We start from the raw sequence: 16,806 nt of genomic DNA on the forward strand, positions 1-16,806 counted from the left end.
GGGTAGGTCGGATTAGGCCCAGAGGGCCGTAATCCGACAACACCGCTGATGCTAACAATGTTGTCGGATTACGGCGCTGCGCGCCTAATCCGACCTACGATTTTTCTTCAATTGGCGGGATTATTTCAACAGCTTCGCATCGCGCGCAGCCGCTTCGATGTCCTTGTAGTTCTCGGCCTTGGTCGGGATGAATTTGGTGGCGCGCTGCAGGTCGAGGATTTCCTTGCCTTCAGGCGTGGAGGCGTCCAGCGCCAGGAAGGCGTCGGTCAGCTTCTGGCGCACCACCGGGTTCATGTCCGAACGCACGCTCCAGTTGTAGTCGTAGTAGCCTGGCGTGGTGTAGAACACGCGCACCTTGGCCGGATCGACCTTTTTCGATTCGACCAGCTTGTCCCATACCGAAATATTGAGCGCACCGGCATCGACCTTGCCGCCGGCCACGGCCGCCACGGTGGCGTCATGCGCGCCGGAAAAGGCGATGCGCTTCATGTCGGCGTCAGGATTGATCTTGGCGGCCAGCAGGTAATAGCGCGGCATCAGGTGGCCCGAAGTCGACGATTCGGAGCCGAAAGTGAAGTTCTTGCCCTTCAGGTCGGCCAGGGTATTGATGTCCTTGCTGGTGGTGACGAACACCGACTTGAACTTGGTGTCTTCTTCGCGCTGCACCAGCGGCACAATCTTGCCGCCGCTGCGCACGTTGGCCTGTACAAAGGTAAAGCCGCCAAACCAGACCATGTCGAGCTTGTGGTTGATCAGGCCTTCCACCGACGCGGCATAGTCGGTCACAGGCGTAAATTCCACCTTCATGCCCAGTTTTTTCTCCAGGTAATTGCCCAGCGGCTTGAACTTGCGCTGCAGTTCGGTCGGCGCTTCGTCGGGAATGGCCGATACGCGCAGCACTTGCTGGGCTTGCGCGATGCCGCTGTGGATGGCCAGGGTGGCGGCCACGGTGGCCAGTACGGCGTTCAGTTTGGTGGAAGTGTTCATGTTTATCCTTGTGTTTGAAAGTATCAGATTCAGTTGACTGCCACGCCAGTGCCGTCGGCGCTCATTTCGCCGATGACGGCTGCGTCAAGAAAGCCTTCATCGCGGAAAATTGCCAGCACCTGTTCGACCGCTTCCGGCGCGCAGGCCACCAGCAGCGGGCCGGCCGTTTGCGGGTCGGTCAGGATGGCGCGGTCGATCTCGCTCACGCTGCCGGCCAGCTGCACTTCGCTGCCATAGCCCTGCCAGTTGCGGTGCGAGGCGCCCGTGATATTGCCGTTGTCGGCCAGCTGGCGCACCTGCGGCAGCAGCGGTACGGCGCCCAGCGACAGGCGTGCCTGCAGTTTGGCGCCGCGCGCCAGTTCCAGCGTATGGCCCAAGAGGCCAAAACCGGTCACATCGGTCAGCGCATGCACGCCATCGAGCAGGGCCAGTTTCTTGCCGGGGGTGTTCAATTTGGTGGTATTGCCGATCAGCGAGCTGTAGCCGTCTGCGTCGAGCGCGTTCTTTTTCAGTGCGGCAGACAAAATGCCCACACCAATCGGTTTGCCCAGCACCAGCTTGTCGCCAGCTTTCGCGCCGGCATTGCGCTTGACCTGCGACGGATGCACCAGGCCCAGCACCACCAGGCCGTAGATCGGTTCGACCGAATCGATGGTATGGCCACCTGCAATCGGAATGCCGGCTTCGGCGCAGACGCTTTCGCCGCCGCGCAGGATCAGGCCAATGGTTTCCACCGGCAGCTTGTTGATCGGCATGCCGACCAGGGCCAGCGCCATGATCGGCGTGCCGCCCATCGCATACACATCGGAAATGGCATTGGTGGCGGCAATGCGGCCAAAGTCGAACGGATCATCGACAATGGGCATAAAGAAATCGGTGGTGGCGATCAGCGCCTGCTCGTCGTTCAACTGGTAGACGGCGGCGTCATCGGATGTTTCGATGCCGACCAGCAGTTCCTTGGGCAGCGGAAAGCCGCCGCTGCCTTTTAAAATATCGGCCAGCACGCCGGGCGCAATCTTGCAGCCACAGCCGCCGCCATGAGCAAATTCGGTCAAGCGAATCGGAGGGGTATGGCTATCTGACATGAGGGTATCCTATGTTTCAGTAAATCAATTCTTAGCGATAGTACACAAGGCGCGCGCCGCCTGCTCAAAAGCAGTATTCGAAATATCGGACAGCACCAGTGGCGTAGCCTCGGCGTAGCGGCTGAAGTTGCGTCGTATCGATTGCAGGTAGACCGGGTCGTAATGCTCGACCAGCAACTGCTGCACCAGTTCGGCCATGCGGCCATCGAGCGCCAGCTGCTGCCAGCGGCTGATTTTCTCGCGTCCGTGCAACTGGGTCAGCAGGGCCAGTTGCACATTCAGGCGCGCCGGGTCGGCCACGAAATGGCCGTAGTCGTCCATCAGCAGTTGCACGCGGTGTTCGGTATCGAGCTGCACGGCGGTGCAATCGGCGGCGCGCATTTTTTCCATCAGCGCATCAGGCACGCGCAGCTGGCCGACCTTCTTGCTTTCGGACTCGATAAAGACGGGTTTGGCGGGGTCGAAGCTGCGCAGCTGCTGCCACAAGCTGCTTTCAAACGCTTTTTGCGACGGCTGCTGCGCGTCGGTCAGCCCGCCCAGCACCGAGCCACGGTGGCGCGCCAGCTTTTCCAGATCGATCACCTGCGCGCCCTGGCCATGCAGCACCTGCAGCAAGCGGCTCTTGCCGCTGCCGGTGGGGCCGCACAATACGTTAATGAAATCAAAGGCGCCGGGCAGCGTGGCCAGTTCGGCATTGACATGGCGGCGGTACTCCTTGTAGCCGCCGTCAAGCTGGGTCACGGGCCAGCCGATGCGCGCCAGGATATGCACCATGGCGCCGCTGCGGTTGCCGCCGCGCCAGCAATAAACCAGCGGGCGCCACGATTGCGGGTGGCCGAGGAAATGCGTTTCGATATGGCGGGCGATATTTTTGGCGATCAGCGCCGCACCGAGCTTTTTCGCTTCAAAAGCACTGGTCTGCTTGTACAGCGTTCCCACCTTGACGCGCTCGTCGTCGTCGAGCACCGGCAGGTTGACTGCGCCCGGCAGATGGTCTTCGGCAAATTCGGATGGGCTGCGCACATCAATAATGGCGTCAAAGTCCGCCAATTGCGGCAGTAGCTGGTCAAACGGAACAACGGCGGGATAGCGCATCGGGGCAGGGTGTTGGAGAACGGTAAGAAGTATTATCCGTAATTATCTCCGATAAACGTCGATGGCGTGTGCCCGCCAGGGGCAGACGCACCCTTCAGCGCAGCCAGTGCGCCAGCAGCGGTGACAGCAATGGCGCCAGCAGCACCGTCACCACGCCCGAAAAGATCATGGTCAGGCTGGCCACGGCGCCTTCTTCGGCGCCCACGCGGCGCGCCACCGACAGGCCGAAACCGTGCGCTGCCGCGCCATACGGCGCGCCACGGGCAATGCGCATGCGCAGCGGCAGCAGCCTCAGCAGCGGCTTGCCCAGCATCAGGCCGAACAGGCCGGTGACAATCACGAAGATCCCCGTCAGTTGCGCCGAACCACCCAGATGGCGCGACGCTTCCAGCGCAAACGGGGTCGACACCGAGCGCGCCAGCAGGCTGCGTGCCATGTCACCATGCACACCCAGCAGCCGGTCGAGCAGCACGGTGGCCGCCACCGAGGCGACGATGCCGGCGCAGCTGCCCAGCGACAGGGCCAGCCAGTGCTTGCGAATCAGCGCGCGCTCCTGGTAGATCGGCAGCGCAAAGGCCACCGTTGCCGGACCCAGCAGCCACGGCAGCCAGTGCGTCTCGCCAAAATAGGTGGCAAACGGCGTCGAAGTCAGTTGCACGATGGCAATCAGGATGGCCGAGGTGCAGATCGCCGGCGTGAGCAGAAAGTGCGGACGGCGCCGGTGCAGCGCCACGTTGGCATAGAACAGCACCAGCGTCAGCAGCAGGAACAGCAGCGAGACCAGGAGTGTGTTCATGCGCGCGCCTTGCGCCGGGCGCGCTGGCGCCGCAGTTTGTTCAGACGCAACTGGCGTTCCAGCCGGCAAACCCATTCCACCGTCAGCGCCGTGGCCAGCATCACGCACGCAAAACCGATGCCGATATCGAGAAACAGCGTGAGACCCTGCTGCTTGAGCAGGTCGGTAAATTGCACCACCGACACCACCAGCGGAATAAAGAACAGCAGCATATTGGCCAGCAGCCAGTTGGCGCCCAGTTCCACGCTGCTTGGGCGCACCCAGCCGGCCAGCAGCAGGCCCACCAGCAGCACCATGCCCGTCACGCCGCCCGAAAACGGCAGCTGCAACGCACTGCTGGCCTGGTCCGCCAGCCACCAGCCGGCGATCAGCAGGCCGACCTGCCAGGCCGTCAGCACGGGCTGGCGCCAGCGCGACAGCAAGGCAGGTGGAAGAGTGGATGAAAGAGCGCGTTGCATGATGAAGTCTCTTGAGAGGAAGTCTTGATTGTAGACAGTGCCTGTTGAAAGATAAAATGAATTAAAATTATGAATATCATTCGATATTGGAATACACGATGGATATCCGCTCACTGCGCTACTTTGTCGAAGTTGTCGAGCAGCACAGTTTTACGCGCGCAGCTAGCCGCCTGCATGTAACGCAGCCGACTGTGAGCAAGATGGTGGCGCAGCTGGAAGAGTCGCTGGGCCTGATGCTGCTCGAGCGCGAAGGCAAGCGTTTTACGCTGACCGATGCGGGACGGGTGGTGCTGGCGCGCGCGCATGAGTTGCTGGCCCTGCACGAGCAGTTGAAGACCGAACTGCGCGACCTGCAGCAGCTCGAACGTGGCGAGCTGCGCATGGGCGTGTCGCCGCAGACGCATATGGAGCTGGCGCCGTGGCTGGCCGAGTTTCACCAGCGCTATCCCGGGATCGAGCTGAAGATGTACGAGGTGGGCACGCAGGCCATCGAACGCGATTTGCGCAAAGGGACGGTCGAGCTGGGCACCATGCTTGACTATCCGGGCAATGCCGCCAGTTGGCAGGACTTCGAGGCGCTGCCGCTGGTGCGCTCGCCGCTGTGCCTGCTGGCACCCGCCAGTTCGCCCTGGCACGGACGCGCCTCGGTGCAGCTGCATGAACTGGCTGATAGCCCCTTTATTTTCTATGGCGACACGTTTGCCCTGAACGATATCGTGCTGGATGCCTGCCAGCGCGCCGGCTTTACGCCGCGCATTACCGGGCGCAGCGGCCAGTGGGACTTTATCGCCTCGCTGGTGCGCCTGGGCGTGGGCATCTGCCTGCTGCCCAAGATGTATTGCGATACGCTCGACGCCAGCCAGTTTGCCATCGCACCGCTGGTTGACCCGCCGGTCGAGTGGAATCTGATGCTGGCCTGGCGCCGCACGGCCAGTCTGTCGTTTGCCGCCCGCGCCTGGCTCGACCTGGTGCGTTCGCGCATGGCTGGCAGCGCCGCAGCGCCTGGCCGATTACAATAAGCGACATTCATTTCCTTTGAAACCAATGAAGATCATTGCAAGCGCCATACTGAAGCGCCCGGCACGCTCGCTGCTGCCGGGACTGCTGTGCACCATAGCCCTGATGAGTCAAATGGGCTGCGCCCAGGCTGTCATCCCCGTCTATAAATACTTTGTCAAAAATACTTATCCGCATGACCCGCGCGCCTTTACCCAGGGGCTGCTGTACAAGGACGGCCATCTGTATGAAAGCACGGGCCAGAACGGCCAGTCGTCGCTGCGCAAAGTGGACCTGGCGACAGGGCGCGTGCTGCAGCGCGAAATGCTTGACGCCAATGTGTTTGGCGAAGGCATTACCGATGTCGGCGACGAAATCATGGCGCTGACCTGGACCTCGCAGACCGGCTATGTGTTCGACCAGAAAAGCTTCAAGCTCAAGCGCAAGTTTCAGTACCAGGGCGAAGGCTGGGGCCTGGCCAGCGACCACAAGTACGTCTATATGAGCGACGGCAGCAGTGCTATCCGCGTGCTCGACCCGAAATCGATGAAAGAGCTGCGCCGCTTCGACGTGACGGCCGAAGGCAAGCCCATCGATCGCCTGAATGAACTGGAAATGGTCGATGGCCAGCTGTTTGCCAACGTCTGGGGCGCCGACGTGATTGCCCGTATCGATCCGGTCAGCGGCAAGATCGTCGGCTGGATCGACCTGACCGGTTTGCTGCCGGCCAACCAGCGCGGCACCGACAATCCCGATGCCGTACTCAATGGCATCGCCTGGGATGCGCGCGGCAAGCGATTGTTTGTGACCGGCAAGTTGTGGCCCAAGCTGTTCGAGATCGAGCTGATCAAGGTCGAGTCGCGCTAGATTCAAGTCACTATCAATATGATAGTGACTGATGCTACCGTGTATCGGCGCTGCTATACACGCTGGCGCGGCAGTTAATCTATCCAATTGTCACAGAATGTAGGGAAAATGGCATTATTTATTATCATAAATATATGTTTTATTGGGCTGCGATAGTGTCCCGGTAGTTTGCTCAATATTGCCGCATAGTCATTTTTCCTGAGCGTATTATTTGTCGGCCCCGATCGCTGCCCATCACGGACGCGACGGCACCCAACGACTACGCTCAGGGAGAGACCAGAATGAAGATGCCTGCCATAGGAAGCACCGAGCCACCTGTAACACAGCGACCACTGGACATGCTGGCCACCGACACGGCGGCCGTACGCGCCATTGCCCAGGCAGCGGTCAGCGTCGAGTTGTTTACGATCCCGCTCTATATGGCCACCATGTATTCGATCCACGGCACCCACCAGATCAATGCCAAGGGTGTCAATTACTATGACGGGCGCCAGTGGCCGGGCATGAGCACCACTGCCAAGCCGGACACGAAGGAGCAAAAAGCCTTCAATATCATCTTCAGCGTATTTATCCAGGAAATGTTGCACCTGCAGATGGCCTCCAACCTGGCCACCGCGATTGGCGCCTCGCCCAGCTTTACGGGCACTGAACTGCAGGACCAGAAACATGGCTGGACCTGCTATGGCAGCAACTGCACGATGATTCCGCATATTGTCGACCTGCAAGATACCTCGGGCTACCATCATGTACGCGTCAATCTCGAAGAGCTCAACGGCAACCAGTGCGACCTGTTCCTGGCCATCGAGCAGCCGGAAGAGCAGGCACGTGAGCAACTGGCCGAGTACGACAAGAAGGACAGCACCAAGTATTTCCCCGAAGTACCACTGGCCGGCTGGACGCCAGGCAAGAGCGTGCATGACCTGCCGCTGTTCGGCACCATCGGTTATATGTACGAATGTTATGCGCGCTATATCAGTATCGAGTACACCGATGGCCAGACGCTGTGGCAAAAACTGTTCGTCAACGGCTCGGTGCAGCAGGACATGTTCAACACCGACAAGCCTGACAGCGGCCATGAAAAAAAGGAATTTCCGCGCTTCGACACCTGTTTTGGCGAGAACGACCAGGACGGCGGCCAGATCCGTTCCTTCAACAAGGCGATCGACATGATGGCGGCCATTACCGACCAGGGCGAGGGCAGCGAGTCGGCCATCAAGCGCTATCGCCGCGTACTGGGCAAGCCGATGCTGATGGCGGTCAAGCCCGACTACCGCGAAGACCTCGAAGCGCTCGAAGCCGACTATCCGTCCTATACCAATGACGGCCAGCAGGCGCCATCGCGCGACGCCGCCGCCCGCCACGACAGCGCCGCCTATGATCACTACGAGCGCTTTGGCCAGGTCAAGGATATGCTGCCGGTCAATACTTGGGCCCAGTGGCACGCTGCCGGCCACAGCTGGACCGAGGCGATGCTGACCAACGAGCGCTACAACGCGGCCACGGCGCCAAAGAATATTCCCACGCCAGCCGATGTGGCCGGCGCGCTGAACCGCCTGAAGGACAAGTCCGATACGCTCGACATGCTGAGCACGGTAGCGACCGGCGCCATCTACGGCATTACCAAGGTGCTCGATACCTACTGGCAGGTGCAGGACACGGATTTCCCGTATCCGTCGATGGTGGGCGCCGGCGACCGCATGTCGATCTGCTGGGCCGTGCTGGGCCAGGCCCCAAGCCTGGCGGCCGGCGTGCCGTTGCCGGAAAGCGGCGTGCTCTACCATGCCTGCCAAGGCATGCACCTGGAAGACCCGGTCTCGAGCAGCTGTGCGGCGCTGGCCGTCTACCATACCTGCCGCGGCTCGAACGGCTGCCATGCCCAGGGCGGCTGCGGTTTTGCCCAGCTCGACGCGGGCGGCGGCCAGTGCGGCGGTTCAGCTGCGCCATCGTCGTGTGGCCATTCGGCCAAGGTGACTGCCGTGGCCGGCAATCTGTGCGGTGCGCCCAAGCCACCAGCGCCTGGCCCGGCCCCGAAAATCTACAGCGCACCGAGCGACAACAAATGCGGCACCTTCGGCGGCTGCGCCGTGCCGATCTCGGCCTCGCAACTGTATCCGAACGCCGAACCGGGCACCATGGCGCTGTACAACTTTGAACCAGCGCCCGATCACAAGAGCATTGCGCTCAATGAGACCGTGACTTTCAGCCTCGGTGAAAGCGTGTACGACAAGGCGTGGGAAGCGTACAGCAAGGTGGTGGTGGCGCGTGGCGGCGTAGCGGGCGACAAGCCTGCCCCGACCGATCTGCGCATGGCCTTGCCGCCGTCGACCTGATGCATGCCGCCAGCAAACTGGCGGCCTCCCGCCTGGGCCTGCCGAATCTGGGCCTGGGCGTGGGACTGCGCCACCCGCATTTCCAGCATATTCTCGCGCACGGGCCGCAGGTGGATTGGTTTGAAATTATCAGCGAGAACTTTATCGACAACCACGGTTATGCGCGCCATGTGCTTGACACGGTGGCGGCGCAGGTGCCGATCGTCATGCATGGCGTGTCGATGTCGATCGGCAGCAGCGCGCCGCTTGATATGGTTTATCTGCACAAGCTGCGCGCGCTGGCTGGCGAACTCAAGCCGGCGTGGATTTCCGATCACCTATGCTGGACCGGCGCCGCTTCGCTCAACAGTCACGACCTCTTGCCGATGCCGCTCGACGAAGCCAGCCTGCGCCATGTGGCGGGGCGCGTCACTCAGGTGCAGGATTTCCTGGGCCGACCGCTGATACTGGAAAACCCCAGCAGCTACGTGGAATTTGCCGGCTCCAGCATGCCCGAATGGGAATTCCTGAGCCGCCTGGCGCAGCAGACCGGCTGCGGCCTGCTGCTTGACGTCAATAATGTCCATGTCAGTGCGCATAACCACGGCTTTGATGCCGTGCATTACATCGAACAGCTGCCGCATGCGCAGATCGTGCAGATCCACCTGGCCGGCCCGACAGATTGCGGCGAGGTGCTGATCGACACGCATGACGCGCCGGTTCCTGCCGCCGTCTGGCGATTGTATGCACTGGCGCAGCAGCTGACCGGCGGCGTGTCGGCGCTGCTGGAATGGGACGCCAATATTCCGCCGTATCCGCAACTGCTGGCCGAACTGGCCAAGGCGCGTGCGGCCGAGCGGGGTGTGTTTGCCGACGCGCCAGTCTTGCCTGGCGCAGGCCCGGCGCTGTCGACGCCGCTGGGCTTTCACCTGGAGGCCAGCCATGCAACCTGAACTGGCGCAATTGCAGAGCTGGTTCCTGACGGCCATGACCTGTCCGGGCGGTGCGCCGCAGGGTGCGGCACTGGCGCAGCAGCGTTTCGGGCTGGCGCCGGAGCAGGTGCTGACGCGCCCGCAGCGGTTAAGCATCTACGCCGACGGCTATGTGCTGCGCCTGCTCGACTGCCTGCAGGCCGAGTTTCCGGTGCTGCGCCAGAGCATGGGCCCCGAACTGTTCGATTTCTTTGCGCGCGCCTATCTCTGGCGCCATCCTTCGCGCTCGAGCACGCTGTACGACCTGGGCACCGGTTTTGCCGATTTTCTGGCGGCCAGCCAGCCGCAGGGCCAGCATGGAGCCGGCGCCGTCATATTGCAGTTCCCTATCGACCTGGCGCGGCTGGAGCGGGCGCGCGCCGAGGCGGGCAGGGCACTCGGACTGGAAAACCGGACGGGACAGGCGCAGGCCGGGGGCTTCGATGGCTTTGGCGGCTTGCTGGGCGAGGCCGGCCCGCTGCTGCTGCCGCCCTGCACGCGTCTGCTGGCCCTGTCGTTTCCGGTACGCGCCTTCTGGGAGCAGGCGCAGGGCGCCAGCGATAAGGTGTTGCCGCCGCAGCCGGCAGCCAGCCCGAGCTTTGTTGCCATTGCGCGCTGGAATTATCGCATCAGCATGCATGCGCTCGAACCATGGCAGTTTTATTTCCTGCAGGCAGCCGCAGAGCCTGCACCGCTGCAGCAATGCGCACTACAGGCGGCCAGCGCGGCCGACTTGCCGGTCGACCAGGTGCTGGCCGATGCCACGCTGTGGCTGCCGGTGGCAACGGCGGCGGGCATGGTGACGCAGGTGGATCAAACGACGTAAAAAAAGCCGATTTGCATCGGCCTTTTTATGAAGTCAGGAAGTCTTAACGGTAAAACGCTTCGACTTTGCCTTTCAGCTTGATTTGCAGCGGGCGGCCGCGGCGGTCCAGCGACTTGGTCGAGGCAACCTTGATCCAGCGTTCGCTGATGCAATACTCTTCAACGTCAAGGCGTTCCTTGTCGTTGAAGCGGATGCCGACGTCGTGTTCAAACACGGCGGCGACGTGGAAAGGGCTGCTCGGATCGATCGACAGGCGATCGGGCAATGGGGGCAAGGTGGTGGTATCGTTCATGGCCGAATTATCGCCCAGAATGCCATTCCAGACAACCGCCAGCCATCACTTGTGGTGCACGTTTGTCAGGTCATCGAGCTGGACGGCGTTGCCGTGCTGCCACGCATCGGCGCCCGGATCAATGGCTGGCGCGGCAATATCGGCGCGCTGGCGGCGCTTTTCCATGCTGTCAACCTTGAAGCGCTGGTCGCGCGCCGCCACCATGGCCGCGTCAGCCTGGCCGTCAGCGGTAAAGCCCATCATCAGTTGCGGTACACCCATCGGCAGCTCGGCATGCTGGTCGGTATGCCAAGTGTGCCAGGTCTTGCCGTAGGTGCCCACCAGCTTTTTCATCAGTGCGTTCTCTGCAACATCCGGGATGCCGGGCGCAATCAGCTGGCCGGACTTCACTTCGTGTACATGGCTGTGCCAGAGCGCTTTTTCAGGCGCAGGCAAGCCCTGGTAGAGCCTGGCAGTCACGATATATTCCACGCCCATCAGCTTGGCGCTGGCCACGTTGCCATCGTAGATCACACACTGGATCACATCTTCGTTGACGTTGGCGCAGTAGTGGTGCGCCTCCATCTGGCCCTGCATATTGCCGCTGTAGAAATGAAAACCGTCCAGATAGGCATTGAGGGCGGCAATCGGCGGCTTGTCCTGCAGCAGCGCCGCGCCTGCTTCCAGGGCCTGCGTTTTGGGACTTGCCGGCGCACCCGGTGCGCTGACGTTCGAGGGCGTATTGTCGGCGCCACAGCCAGCGAGCAGCAGGCCGGTGATGGCCAGCAGAAGGCATATTGGTTTCATTGGTCGCTCCCGAAAGTAAAACAGCCGGGCCAGCATGGAGCGGGCCCGGCGCATGAATGGCCTGAATCAGGCCAGTACGCTTTTCAGCTGACTTTCAGCTTACTTTTTGCCGTCGTTCTTGTGGCTTTGGCGGCCAGCCTCGGCATGCTGTTCAGGCGTACCGCCACGCATGCCGCCCGAGCCGGACTGTTCGCTACCGCCTTTCGACTGGCTGGACTGCTGCGAACCTGACGAGCCGCCATCGTTCTTGTGGCTTTGACGGCCGGCTTCGGCATGCTGCTCCGGCGTGCCGCCGCGCATGCCGGAGCCAGAACCACCTGAGCCGGAACCCGACGAGCCCTGGCCACCCTGGCCCGATTGCTGCGAGCCCGACGCATTGTTGCCGTCGTTTTTATGGCTTTGACGGCCCGCTTCGACATGCTGCTCGTGCGTGCCGCCCTGGGTACCCGATTGCTTGTTGCCTGATTGATTGTTACCTGACTGATTGCTGCTTTTATCGTTGCTGTTTGCCATGATATGTCTCCAATCGTTAAGGTTGGTTGCCCGGTCATCCATCTTGTTCGACAGATGATCCCGCCGAAACATTGTCTGTTCTTATGCTTGAGCAAGCCATAGGGATACGGCTTGTGCTGTTGTAGGAGAACTCTTTGGTGGGTGGAAAGCATTTTCTGCAAAATATAGTTCACTGAGATAACTACTATCAAACGAACAGTATCCGAAGCCAAGGCTATAATCGCAATATTGCCCATTAGACCAGACCATGACATCAATCAGCAATCAACAAAGCCATATGCTGGTCAGCAAGCTGCTAGACGCGATCAACCGGCGCGACCGTACGGTGCTGCTGCGCGAATTTGCCATCAGCGACGCTGTCGCCAGCGAGATATTTGAAGATGTCGGCAGTTTTGTGGCGCCCGGTGACATGCTGACACTGGCGCCGCTGGTGCAGTGCTCGCAGGTTTTTCGTGGCGGACGCCCGGCAATCGACTGGTTCGTCAATCATCTGGGCAACCTTGGCATGGAATGCATGCTGATGGTCGCGGGCCAGCCTTGCGAGGCGATCCTGCACGTCGAGATAAGCAGCGAAAGCAGCGACCAAGGCGTGCCGCGCCTCCACTACCAATATATCGGCTCCTGACCATGCCCATCACACCGCTTCAACAGCAGCTCTGCGACAAATACGGCCTGCCCGCACAAGCGCCCGAACCCATGATTGCACTGGCCACGGGCACGCTTGCGCAAGAGCCCATCTACGGCACGCGCATCACGCTGCCCGAGAACGGCACCATCAGCTGGTTTATCCACTGCGGCGAACATTCCGACGCGTCAGGCTTCTACCAGCCGCTGCACGCGTCGCACCTGCAGGAGCTGCTGCCGCAGGCCATCAACTACCTGGCACTGCCGAGCGGTGCCAAATTCATTATCGACCGTGCGGGCTACGAGGACGTCTGGGTGGAATAACGCGTAACGCAGGGTCAGTTCCGCCATTTGGACACAGGCTCAGCTTTGCTCGGCTTCGCCCTGCATAAAGAGGTCTTTGGGGATGCAGGATAGGGAGTTCGGATGAGTTCGTGTCCGATTGGCGGAACCGACCCCGTGTTTTGACGCGGTGCTTTGATGCAAAAAAGCCTGGCAGCGCCATTGCGTGGCGGGCCAGGCTTTCAGGGTGCGGTAGGCTTACTTGTCAGCGAACGCGCGTTCGACCACGAAGTCACCCGGGGTCGAGGTATTGCCTTCCTTGAAGCCGCGCTCTTCGAGCATGTCTTTCAGGTCGCGCAGCATGTCGCTGCTGCCGCAGATCATCACGCGGTCGACGGCTGGGTCCAGTGGTGGCACGCCCAGGTCTTCAAACAGCTTGCCGCTTTCGATCAGCGAGGTGATGCGACCGGTGTTGCGGAATTCTTCACGCGTAACGGTAGGGTAGTAGCGCAGCTTGTCGGACACCATTTCGCCAAGGAACTCGTGGTTCGGCAGGTGCTCGACCAGCAGGTCGTGGTAGGCCAGCTCGTCCACCTGGCGCACACCGTGAACCAGGATCAGCTGGTCGAAGCGTTCGTAGATGTCCGGGTCGCGTACGATGCTCAGGAACGGCGCCAGGCCGGTGCCGGTCGACAGCATGTACAGGCGCTTGCCTGGCAGCAGGTAGTCCGATACCAGGGTGCCGGTCGGCTTGCGGCCGACGATGACGGTGTCGCCCACTTGCAGATGCTGCAGGCGCGAGGTCAATGGGCCGCCTGGGACCTTGATGCTGAAAAATTCCAGATGCTCTTCATAATTGGCGCTGGCGATGCTGTAAGCGCGCAGCAGCGGCTTGCCATCGACGCGCAGGCCGATCATGGTGAAGTGGCCATTGGAAAAACGCAGCGAAGGATCGCGCGTGGTCGTAAAGGAGAACAGGGTATCCGTCCAGTGGTGCACGCTTAATACGCGCTCTTCATTCATCGAACTCATAGTATTTATTTGCTGGTCAAAAAAATGGTTAGGTGCTGGCAACTGCTGGCAAAAGTGAAACCCTGAGAAGGCCCAGCCGCTATTGTACGCAGCTCTGCCCCAAATTGTTACCGTCTATCGCCGCCAAGGCCACTGCACGCGGTGCCAGTATTATAGTGCCGATGACAAGATGTGACAGATTTCGCCGGAAAATGGCAGCCTGGCTACCCTAAATCTTGACCTTGCTCACTTTCACCGGTGCTGTTGATGCTCTGCCGCATGCAGGCGCAGGTAGGCGTCAAGCTGCGGATCGGCAATCCCCAGCGCCTGCAGCGTCGCCGCCGCAAGGCTGACCGGTGCGGTACCGGGTGCCGTGACAACGCCCTGGTCTGCTACCGCATGCGGCACATCGCGATAGTGCGCGCTGCCGTGATAGCCAGGCACGGCCAGGTTGTCGGCGCTGTTGGAGGTATGGCTGACATGGTCGAGCAGGCCGGCCTGCGCCAGTACGCGCGTGCCGTCGCAGATGCCGGCCACGACCATGCCGCGTTCGCGCGCCGCCTGCAGCAGCGGCGCCAGCGAGGCAATCAGCGCTGCCGACTTGGCATCCTGCCAGGCCGGGCCGCCGCAGACGATCAGGGCGTCGAGTTCGCGCAGGTCGATATCGGCGATGGCCAGCTGTGGCGTGACCAGCATGCCGGCCGCCGAGGTCACGGGCAAACCGTCAGGCGTGGCATAGCCGGTATAAAAACCGTAATACAGGCGGGCGGTGGCGTTGAAGAGAGCGATTTCCCAGTCGGCAAAATTGTCGGTGAGAATGGTGATGGCGCGTGGCATAAGGTTCCTTTGAAAAGGCCAGAAAAATCAGTGGCGCCAGCATAACTGGCGATACTGACAATTTCTGGCAGGAGTCATGCAAACCGCAGTTTAATCGTGGAACGCTTCCACGACCTGGCGCTTGCCCAGCATAAAGGCGTCGGCGATCTGGCGCAGCGGAGACAGGTCCACATCCGACTTGCCGTTCTGGATCAGGTCGGCAAAGTGGCTGTACAGCGATGGGTACTCGGCTTCCGGCGGCAGCTCTTGCGCCACGCCGTCGATCGACAGCTTGGCGCCGCCGTCGGCCATGCGCAGTTCGCCCTTGTCGGTCTCGACGATGATGTCCCAGCTTTGCTTGCCGGTCTGGCGCCAGTCGAACTGGGCTTCCACCGGCAGGCCGTCGGCGTTGGTAAAGTGCAGGTCGGCGGCAATCGGCGCTTCACGGTTTTCCGGGAACGACAGTTCGGCTGCGCGCAGGAACACGGCGCGTGGCAGGATTTCCGTCATGATCGACAGGGCGTTGATGCCCGGATCGAACACGCCCAGGCCGCCCGGCTGCCAGATCCAGTCCTGGTTCGGATGCCACTGGCGCACGTCTTCCTTCCAGTTGATGGTGACCTTGCGCGGCGCATACTCGGCCAGGAAGGCCTTCATGACCGGCACGGCCGGCGCATGGCGCGAGTGCCAGGTGGCAAACAGCGTGACGCCTTTTTCTGCGGCCAGGCGTTTCAGGTCGGACACTTCCGACAGCGTGGCGCCCGGTGGTTTTTCCATCAGCACATGTTTGCCAGCCGACAAAGCAGCGTAAGCCGCCTTGTAGCGGTATTGCGGCGGCATGCACAGCGACACGGCTTCGATTTCCGGATGCGCGGCCAGCATGGCTTCGATGGTCGGGAAACTTGCCACGCCATCGATGGTGTTGTTGCGGCTGGCGGTGGCCAGCAGCGTGAAATTGGCATTGCCGGCAATCGCAGGCACGTGCTGGTCATAAACGATCTTGCCCACTCCGACGATGGCCAGTTTAATAGTCGACATGTACTCTGTTCTCTTTCTAATGGTATGACGTGACGAAAAACGCAATCTTACCAGCGCTGGTGCACAAATGGCGCGATGCGGTGCTGGTAAATTTTGCGCAGTTCGGTCATGGTTTCGCTGTTCAACGCAGGGAAGCTGCTCGCCGCAGCATTGGCAGCGGCCTGCTGCGCATTGCGCGCGCCCGGAATCACGGTGGAAACCGCGTCTTCCATCAGGATCCAGCGCAAGGCAAACTGCGCCATGGTGATGTCGCCCGGCACCAGGCGGCGGATTTCTTCGACCGCTTCGAGCGCCACGTCGTAGGGAACGCCCGAGAACGTCTCGCCCTTGTCGAACGCTTCGCCGTTGCGGTTGAAGGCGCGATGATCGTCGGCGGCAAAGGTGCTACCGGCATGCATCTTGCCGCTCAACATGCCCGAGGCCAGCGGCACGCGCACGATCACGCCGATATCGCGTTTTTGCGCTTCGGCAAAGAACAGGCTGTCCGGACGCTGGCGGAAGACGTTGTAGATAATCTGGATGGTGGCCACGTTCGGGTATTCGATGGCTTTCAACGCTTCCTCGACTTTTTCCACCGAGACGCCGTAGTGGCGGATTTTGCCGGCAGTCACCATGCGATCCATGATATCGAACACTTCCGGCTGGTAATACACTTCCGGCGGCGGGCAGTGCAGCTGCACCAGATCCAGGCAGTCGGTGTCCAGATTGACCAGCGAGCGCTCGACAAAGGCGTTCAGGTTTTCCGCGTTATAGCCTTGCGCCACATGCGGCGCCAGGCGGCGGCCCAGCTTGCTGGCGACAAACGGTTTCTCGCCGCCGCGCTCCTTGAACACTTCGGCAATAAAGCGTTCCGAGCGGCCATCGCCATAGACGTCGGCCGTATCGATAAAGGTCATGCCGGCGTCGAGCGCGGCGTGCAGCGCGCCCTTGGCGTCGTCGCTGGAGACATCGCCCCAAGCGCCGCCGATGGCCCAGGCGCCAAAGCCGATTTCAGAGATGTGTGCGCCGGTCTTGCCCAATTTGCGTTGTTGCATGGTGTTTTCCTTTGATGGTG

19 protein-coding genes are annotated in these 16,806 nt (G+C 61.3%); 7 read left to right on the forward strand and 12 right to left on the reverse strand.

All coding sequences use genetic code 11. The features are described from left to right. Positions 1-120: 120 nt before the first annotated feature. The 5 genes from GCM43_RS23025 to GCM43_RS23045 form a co-directional block, all read right to left on the reverse strand. Positions 121-987 carry a putative selenate ABC transporter substrate-binding protein gene (locus GCM43_RS23025; protein ID WP_152248227.1) on the reverse strand — a complete coding sequence of 289 codons (867 nt, stop codon included), beginning with the start codon at positions 985-987 and terminating at the stop codon, positions 121-123. Between the two features lie 29 nt (positions 988-1,016). Continuing rightward, on the reverse strand, positions 1,017-2,072 hold the full coding sequence (selD, locus tag GCM43_RS23030; RefSeq protein ID WP_152248228.1) for a selenide, water dikinase SelD: 1,056 nt from the start codon (positions 2,070-2,072) through the stop codon (positions 1,017-1,019). 24 nt (positions 2,073-2,096) lie between these two features. Further along, positions 2,097-3,167: a tRNA 2-selenouridine(34) synthase MnmH gene (mnmH, locus tag GCM43_RS23035; protein WP_152248229.1), complete on the reverse strand. Its 1,071-nt coding sequence runs from the start codon at positions 3,165-3,167 to the stop codon at positions 2,097-2,099. 94 nt (positions 3,168-3,261) lie between these two features. After that, positions 3,262-3,963, reverse strand: coding sequence for an LrgB family protein (locus GCM43_RS23040; protein WP_152248230.1), 702 nt, complete (start codon positions 3,961-3,963; stop codon positions 3,262-3,264). Beyond that, the gene (locus GCM43_RS23045) at positions 3,960-4,421 is read right to left on the reverse strand and encodes a CidA/LrgA family protein (protein ID WP_152248231.1); all 462 of its coding nucleotides are present in this window, start codon (positions 4,419-4,421) and stop codon (positions 3,960-3,962) included. Before GCM43_RS23045 ends, GCM43_RS23040 begins: the two co-directional genes overlap by 4 nt. A 98-nt stretch (positions 4,422-4,519) precedes the next feature. On the opposite strand from GCM43_RS23045, the gene GCM43_RS23050 reads away from it, so the two are divergent. From GCM43_RS23050 to GCM43_RS23070, 5 genes are all read left to right on the forward strand, one after another. Further along, positions 4,520-5,440: a LysR family transcriptional regulator gene (locus GCM43_RS23050; RefSeq protein WP_152248232.1), complete on the forward strand. Its 921-nt coding sequence runs from the start codon at positions 4,520-4,522 to the stop codon at positions 5,438-5,440. Positions 5,441-5,465: 25 nt separating this feature from the next. After that, complete coding sequence (locus tag GCM43_RS23055; RefSeq protein WP_152248233.1) at positions 5,466-6,284, forward strand: glutaminyl-peptide cyclotransferase; 819 nt, start codon at positions 5,466-5,468, stop codon at positions 6,282-6,284. 281 nt (positions 6,285-6,565) lie between these two features. Beyond that, the gene (locus GCM43_RS23060; RefSeq protein WP_152248234.1) at positions 6,566-8,614 is read left to right on the forward strand and encodes a ferritin-like domain-containing protein; all 2,049 of its coding nucleotides are present in this window, start codon (positions 6,566-6,568) and stop codon (positions 8,612-8,614) included. Positions 8,615-8,631: 17 nt separating this feature from the next. After that, entirely contained in the window at positions 8,632-9,546 is a 915-nt protein-coding gene (bufB, locus tag GCM43_RS23065) for an MNIO family bufferin maturase (RefSeq protein WP_152248273.1), read from the forward strand. Beyond that, the gene (locus tag GCM43_RS23070; protein WP_152248235.1) at positions 9,536-10,390 is read left to right on the forward strand and encodes an HvfC/BufC N-terminal domain-containing protein; all 855 of its coding nucleotides are present in this window, start codon (positions 9,536-9,538) and stop codon (positions 10,388-10,390) included. The genes bufB and GCM43_RS23070 overlap by 11 nt, the downstream gene beginning before the upstream one ends. Before the next feature lie 43 nt (positions 10,391-10,433). Here GCM43_RS23070 and GCM43_RS23075 read toward each other — a convergent pair whose 3' ends face one another. From GCM43_RS23075 to GCM43_RS23085, 3 genes are all read right to left on the reverse strand, one after another. After that, a complete protein-coding gene (locus GCM43_RS23075; protein WP_152248236.1) occupies positions 10,434-10,682 on the reverse strand; it encodes a DUF3297 family protein in 249 nt (82 codons plus the stop codon). Positions 10,683-10,727: 45 nt separating this feature from the next. Next, complete coding sequence (locus tag GCM43_RS23080; RefSeq protein WP_152248237.1) at positions 10,728-11,468, reverse strand: OBAP family protein; 741 nt, start codon at positions 11,466-11,468, stop codon at positions 10,728-10,730. A 99-nt stretch (positions 11,469-11,567) separates the two neighbouring features. Further along, positions 11,568-11,981 (reverse strand): hypothetical protein, encoded by a 414-nt coding sequence (locus GCM43_RS23085; RefSeq protein WP_152248238.1) that lies wholly within the window; start codon positions 11,979-11,981, stop codon positions 11,568-11,570. 277 nt (positions 11,982-12,258) lie between these two features. Here GCM43_RS23085 and GCM43_RS23090 point away from each other — a divergent pair, with 277 nt between their 5' ends. Beyond that, on the forward strand, positions 12,259-12,606 hold the full coding sequence (locus tag GCM43_RS23090) for a hypothetical protein (RefSeq protein WP_152248239.1): 348 nt from the start codon (positions 12,259-12,261) through the stop codon (positions 12,604-12,606). A 2-nt stretch (positions 12,607-12,608) separates the two neighbouring features. Next, positions 12,609-12,929, forward strand: a complete 321-nt coding sequence (locus GCM43_RS23095; RefSeq protein ID WP_152248240.1) for an immunity protein Imm33 domain-containing protein — start codon at positions 12,609-12,611, stop codon at positions 12,927-12,929. A 216-nt stretch (positions 12,930-13,145) separates the two neighbouring features. On the opposite strand, the gene GCM43_RS23100 is transcribed toward GCM43_RS23095, so the two are convergent. From GCM43_RS23100 to GCM43_RS23115, 4 genes are all read right to left on the reverse strand, one after another. After that, a complete protein-coding gene (locus GCM43_RS23100; protein WP_152248241.1) occupies positions 13,146-13,919 on the reverse strand; it encodes a ferredoxin--NADP reductase in 774 nt (257 codons plus the stop codon). Positions 13,920-14,150: 231 nt separating this feature from the next. Beyond that, positions 14,151-14,735, reverse strand: a complete 585-nt coding sequence (locus tag GCM43_RS23105; RefSeq protein ID WP_152248242.1) for a DJ-1/PfpI family protein — start codon at positions 14,733-14,735, stop codon at positions 14,151-14,153. Positions 14,736-14,825: 90 nt separating this feature from the next. Further along, positions 14,826-15,752, reverse strand: a complete 927-nt coding sequence (locus tag GCM43_RS23110; RefSeq protein ID WP_152248243.1) for a Gfo/Idh/MocA family protein — start codon at positions 15,750-15,752, stop codon at positions 14,826-14,828. 47 nt (positions 15,753-15,799) lie between these two features. Then, the gene (locus tag GCM43_RS23115; protein WP_152248244.1) at positions 15,800-16,786 is read right to left on the reverse strand and encodes an aldo/keto reductase; all 987 of its coding nucleotides are present in this window, start codon (positions 16,784-16,786) and stop codon (positions 15,800-15,802) included. Positions 16,787-16,806: the final 20 nt, after the last annotated feature.

The sequence above is a fragment of the Janthinobacterium aquaticum genome, from assembly GCF_009208565.1.
In the GTDB taxonomy this organism is placed as follows: domain Bacteria; phylum Pseudomonadota; class Gammaproteobacteria; order Burkholderiales; family Burkholderiaceae_D; genus Janthinobacterium.

Coding starts and splice junctions, on each gene's coding strand:
- mnmH (WP_152248229.1), bottom strand. CDS start 3,167: ATGCGCTATCCCGCCGTTGTTCCGTTTGACCAGCTACTGCCGCAATTG.
- GCM43_RS23040 (WP_152248230.1), bottom strand. CDS start 3,963: ATGAACACACTCCTGGTCTCGCTGCTGTTCCTGCTGCTGACGCTGGTG.
- GCM43_RS23045 (WP_152248231.1), bottom strand. CDS start 4,421: ATGCAACGCGCTCTTTCATCCACTCTTCCACCTGCCTTGCTGTCGCGC.
- GCM43_RS23110 (WP_152248243.1), bottom strand. CDS start 15,752: ATGTCGACTATTAAACTGGCCATCGTCGGAGTGGGCAAGATCGTTTAT.
- selD (WP_152248228.1), bottom strand. CDS start 2,072: ATGTCAGATAGCCATACCCCTCCGATTCGCTTGACCGAATTTGCTCAT.
- GCM43_RS23085 (WP_152248238.1), bottom strand. CDS start 11,981: ATGGCAAACAGCAACGATAAAAGCAGCAATCAGTCAGGTAACAATCAA.
- GCM43_RS23115 (WP_152248244.1), bottom strand. CDS start 16,786: ATGCAACAACGCAAATTGGGCAAGACCGGCGCACACATCTCTGAAATC.
- GCM43_RS23075 (WP_152248236.1), bottom strand. CDS start 10,682: ATGAACGATACCACCACCTTGCCCCCATTGCCCGATCGCCTGTCGATC.
- GCM43_RS23105 (WP_152248242.1), bottom strand. CDS start 14,735: ATGCCACGCGCCATCACCATTCTCACCGACAATTTTGCCGACTGGGAA.
- GCM43_RS23055 (WP_152248233.1), top strand. CDS start 5,466: ATGAAGATCATTGCAAGCGCCATACTGAAGCGCCCGGCACGCTCGCTG.
- GCM43_RS23060 (WP_152248234.1), top strand. CDS start 6,566: ATGAAGATGCCTGCCATAGGAAGCACCGAGCCACCTGTAACACAGCGA.
- GCM43_RS23025 (WP_152248227.1), bottom strand. CDS start 987: ATGAACACTTCCACCAAACTGAACGCCGTACTGGCCACCGTGGCCGCC.
- GCM43_RS23095 (WP_152248240.1), top strand. CDS start 12,609: ATGCCCATCACACCGCTTCAACAGCAGCTCTGCGACAAATACGGCCTG.
- GCM43_RS23100 (WP_152248241.1), bottom strand. CDS start 13,919: ATGAGTTCGATGAATGAAGAGCGCGTATTAAGCGTGCACCACTGGACG.
- GCM43_RS23070 (WP_152248235.1), top strand. CDS start 9,536: ATGCAACCTGAACTGGCGCAATTGCAGAGCTGGTTCCTGACGGCCATG.
- GCM43_RS23050 (WP_152248232.1), top strand. CDS start 4,520: ATGGATATCCGCTCACTGCGCTACTTTGTCGAAGTTGTCGAGCAGCAC.
- GCM43_RS23080 (WP_152248237.1), bottom strand. CDS start 11,468: ATGAAACCAATATGCCTTCTGCTGGCCATCACCGGCCTGCTGCTCGCT.
- GCM43_RS23090 (WP_152248239.1), top strand. CDS start 12,259: ATGCTGGTCAGCAAGCTGCTAGACGCGATCAACCGGCGCGACCGTACG.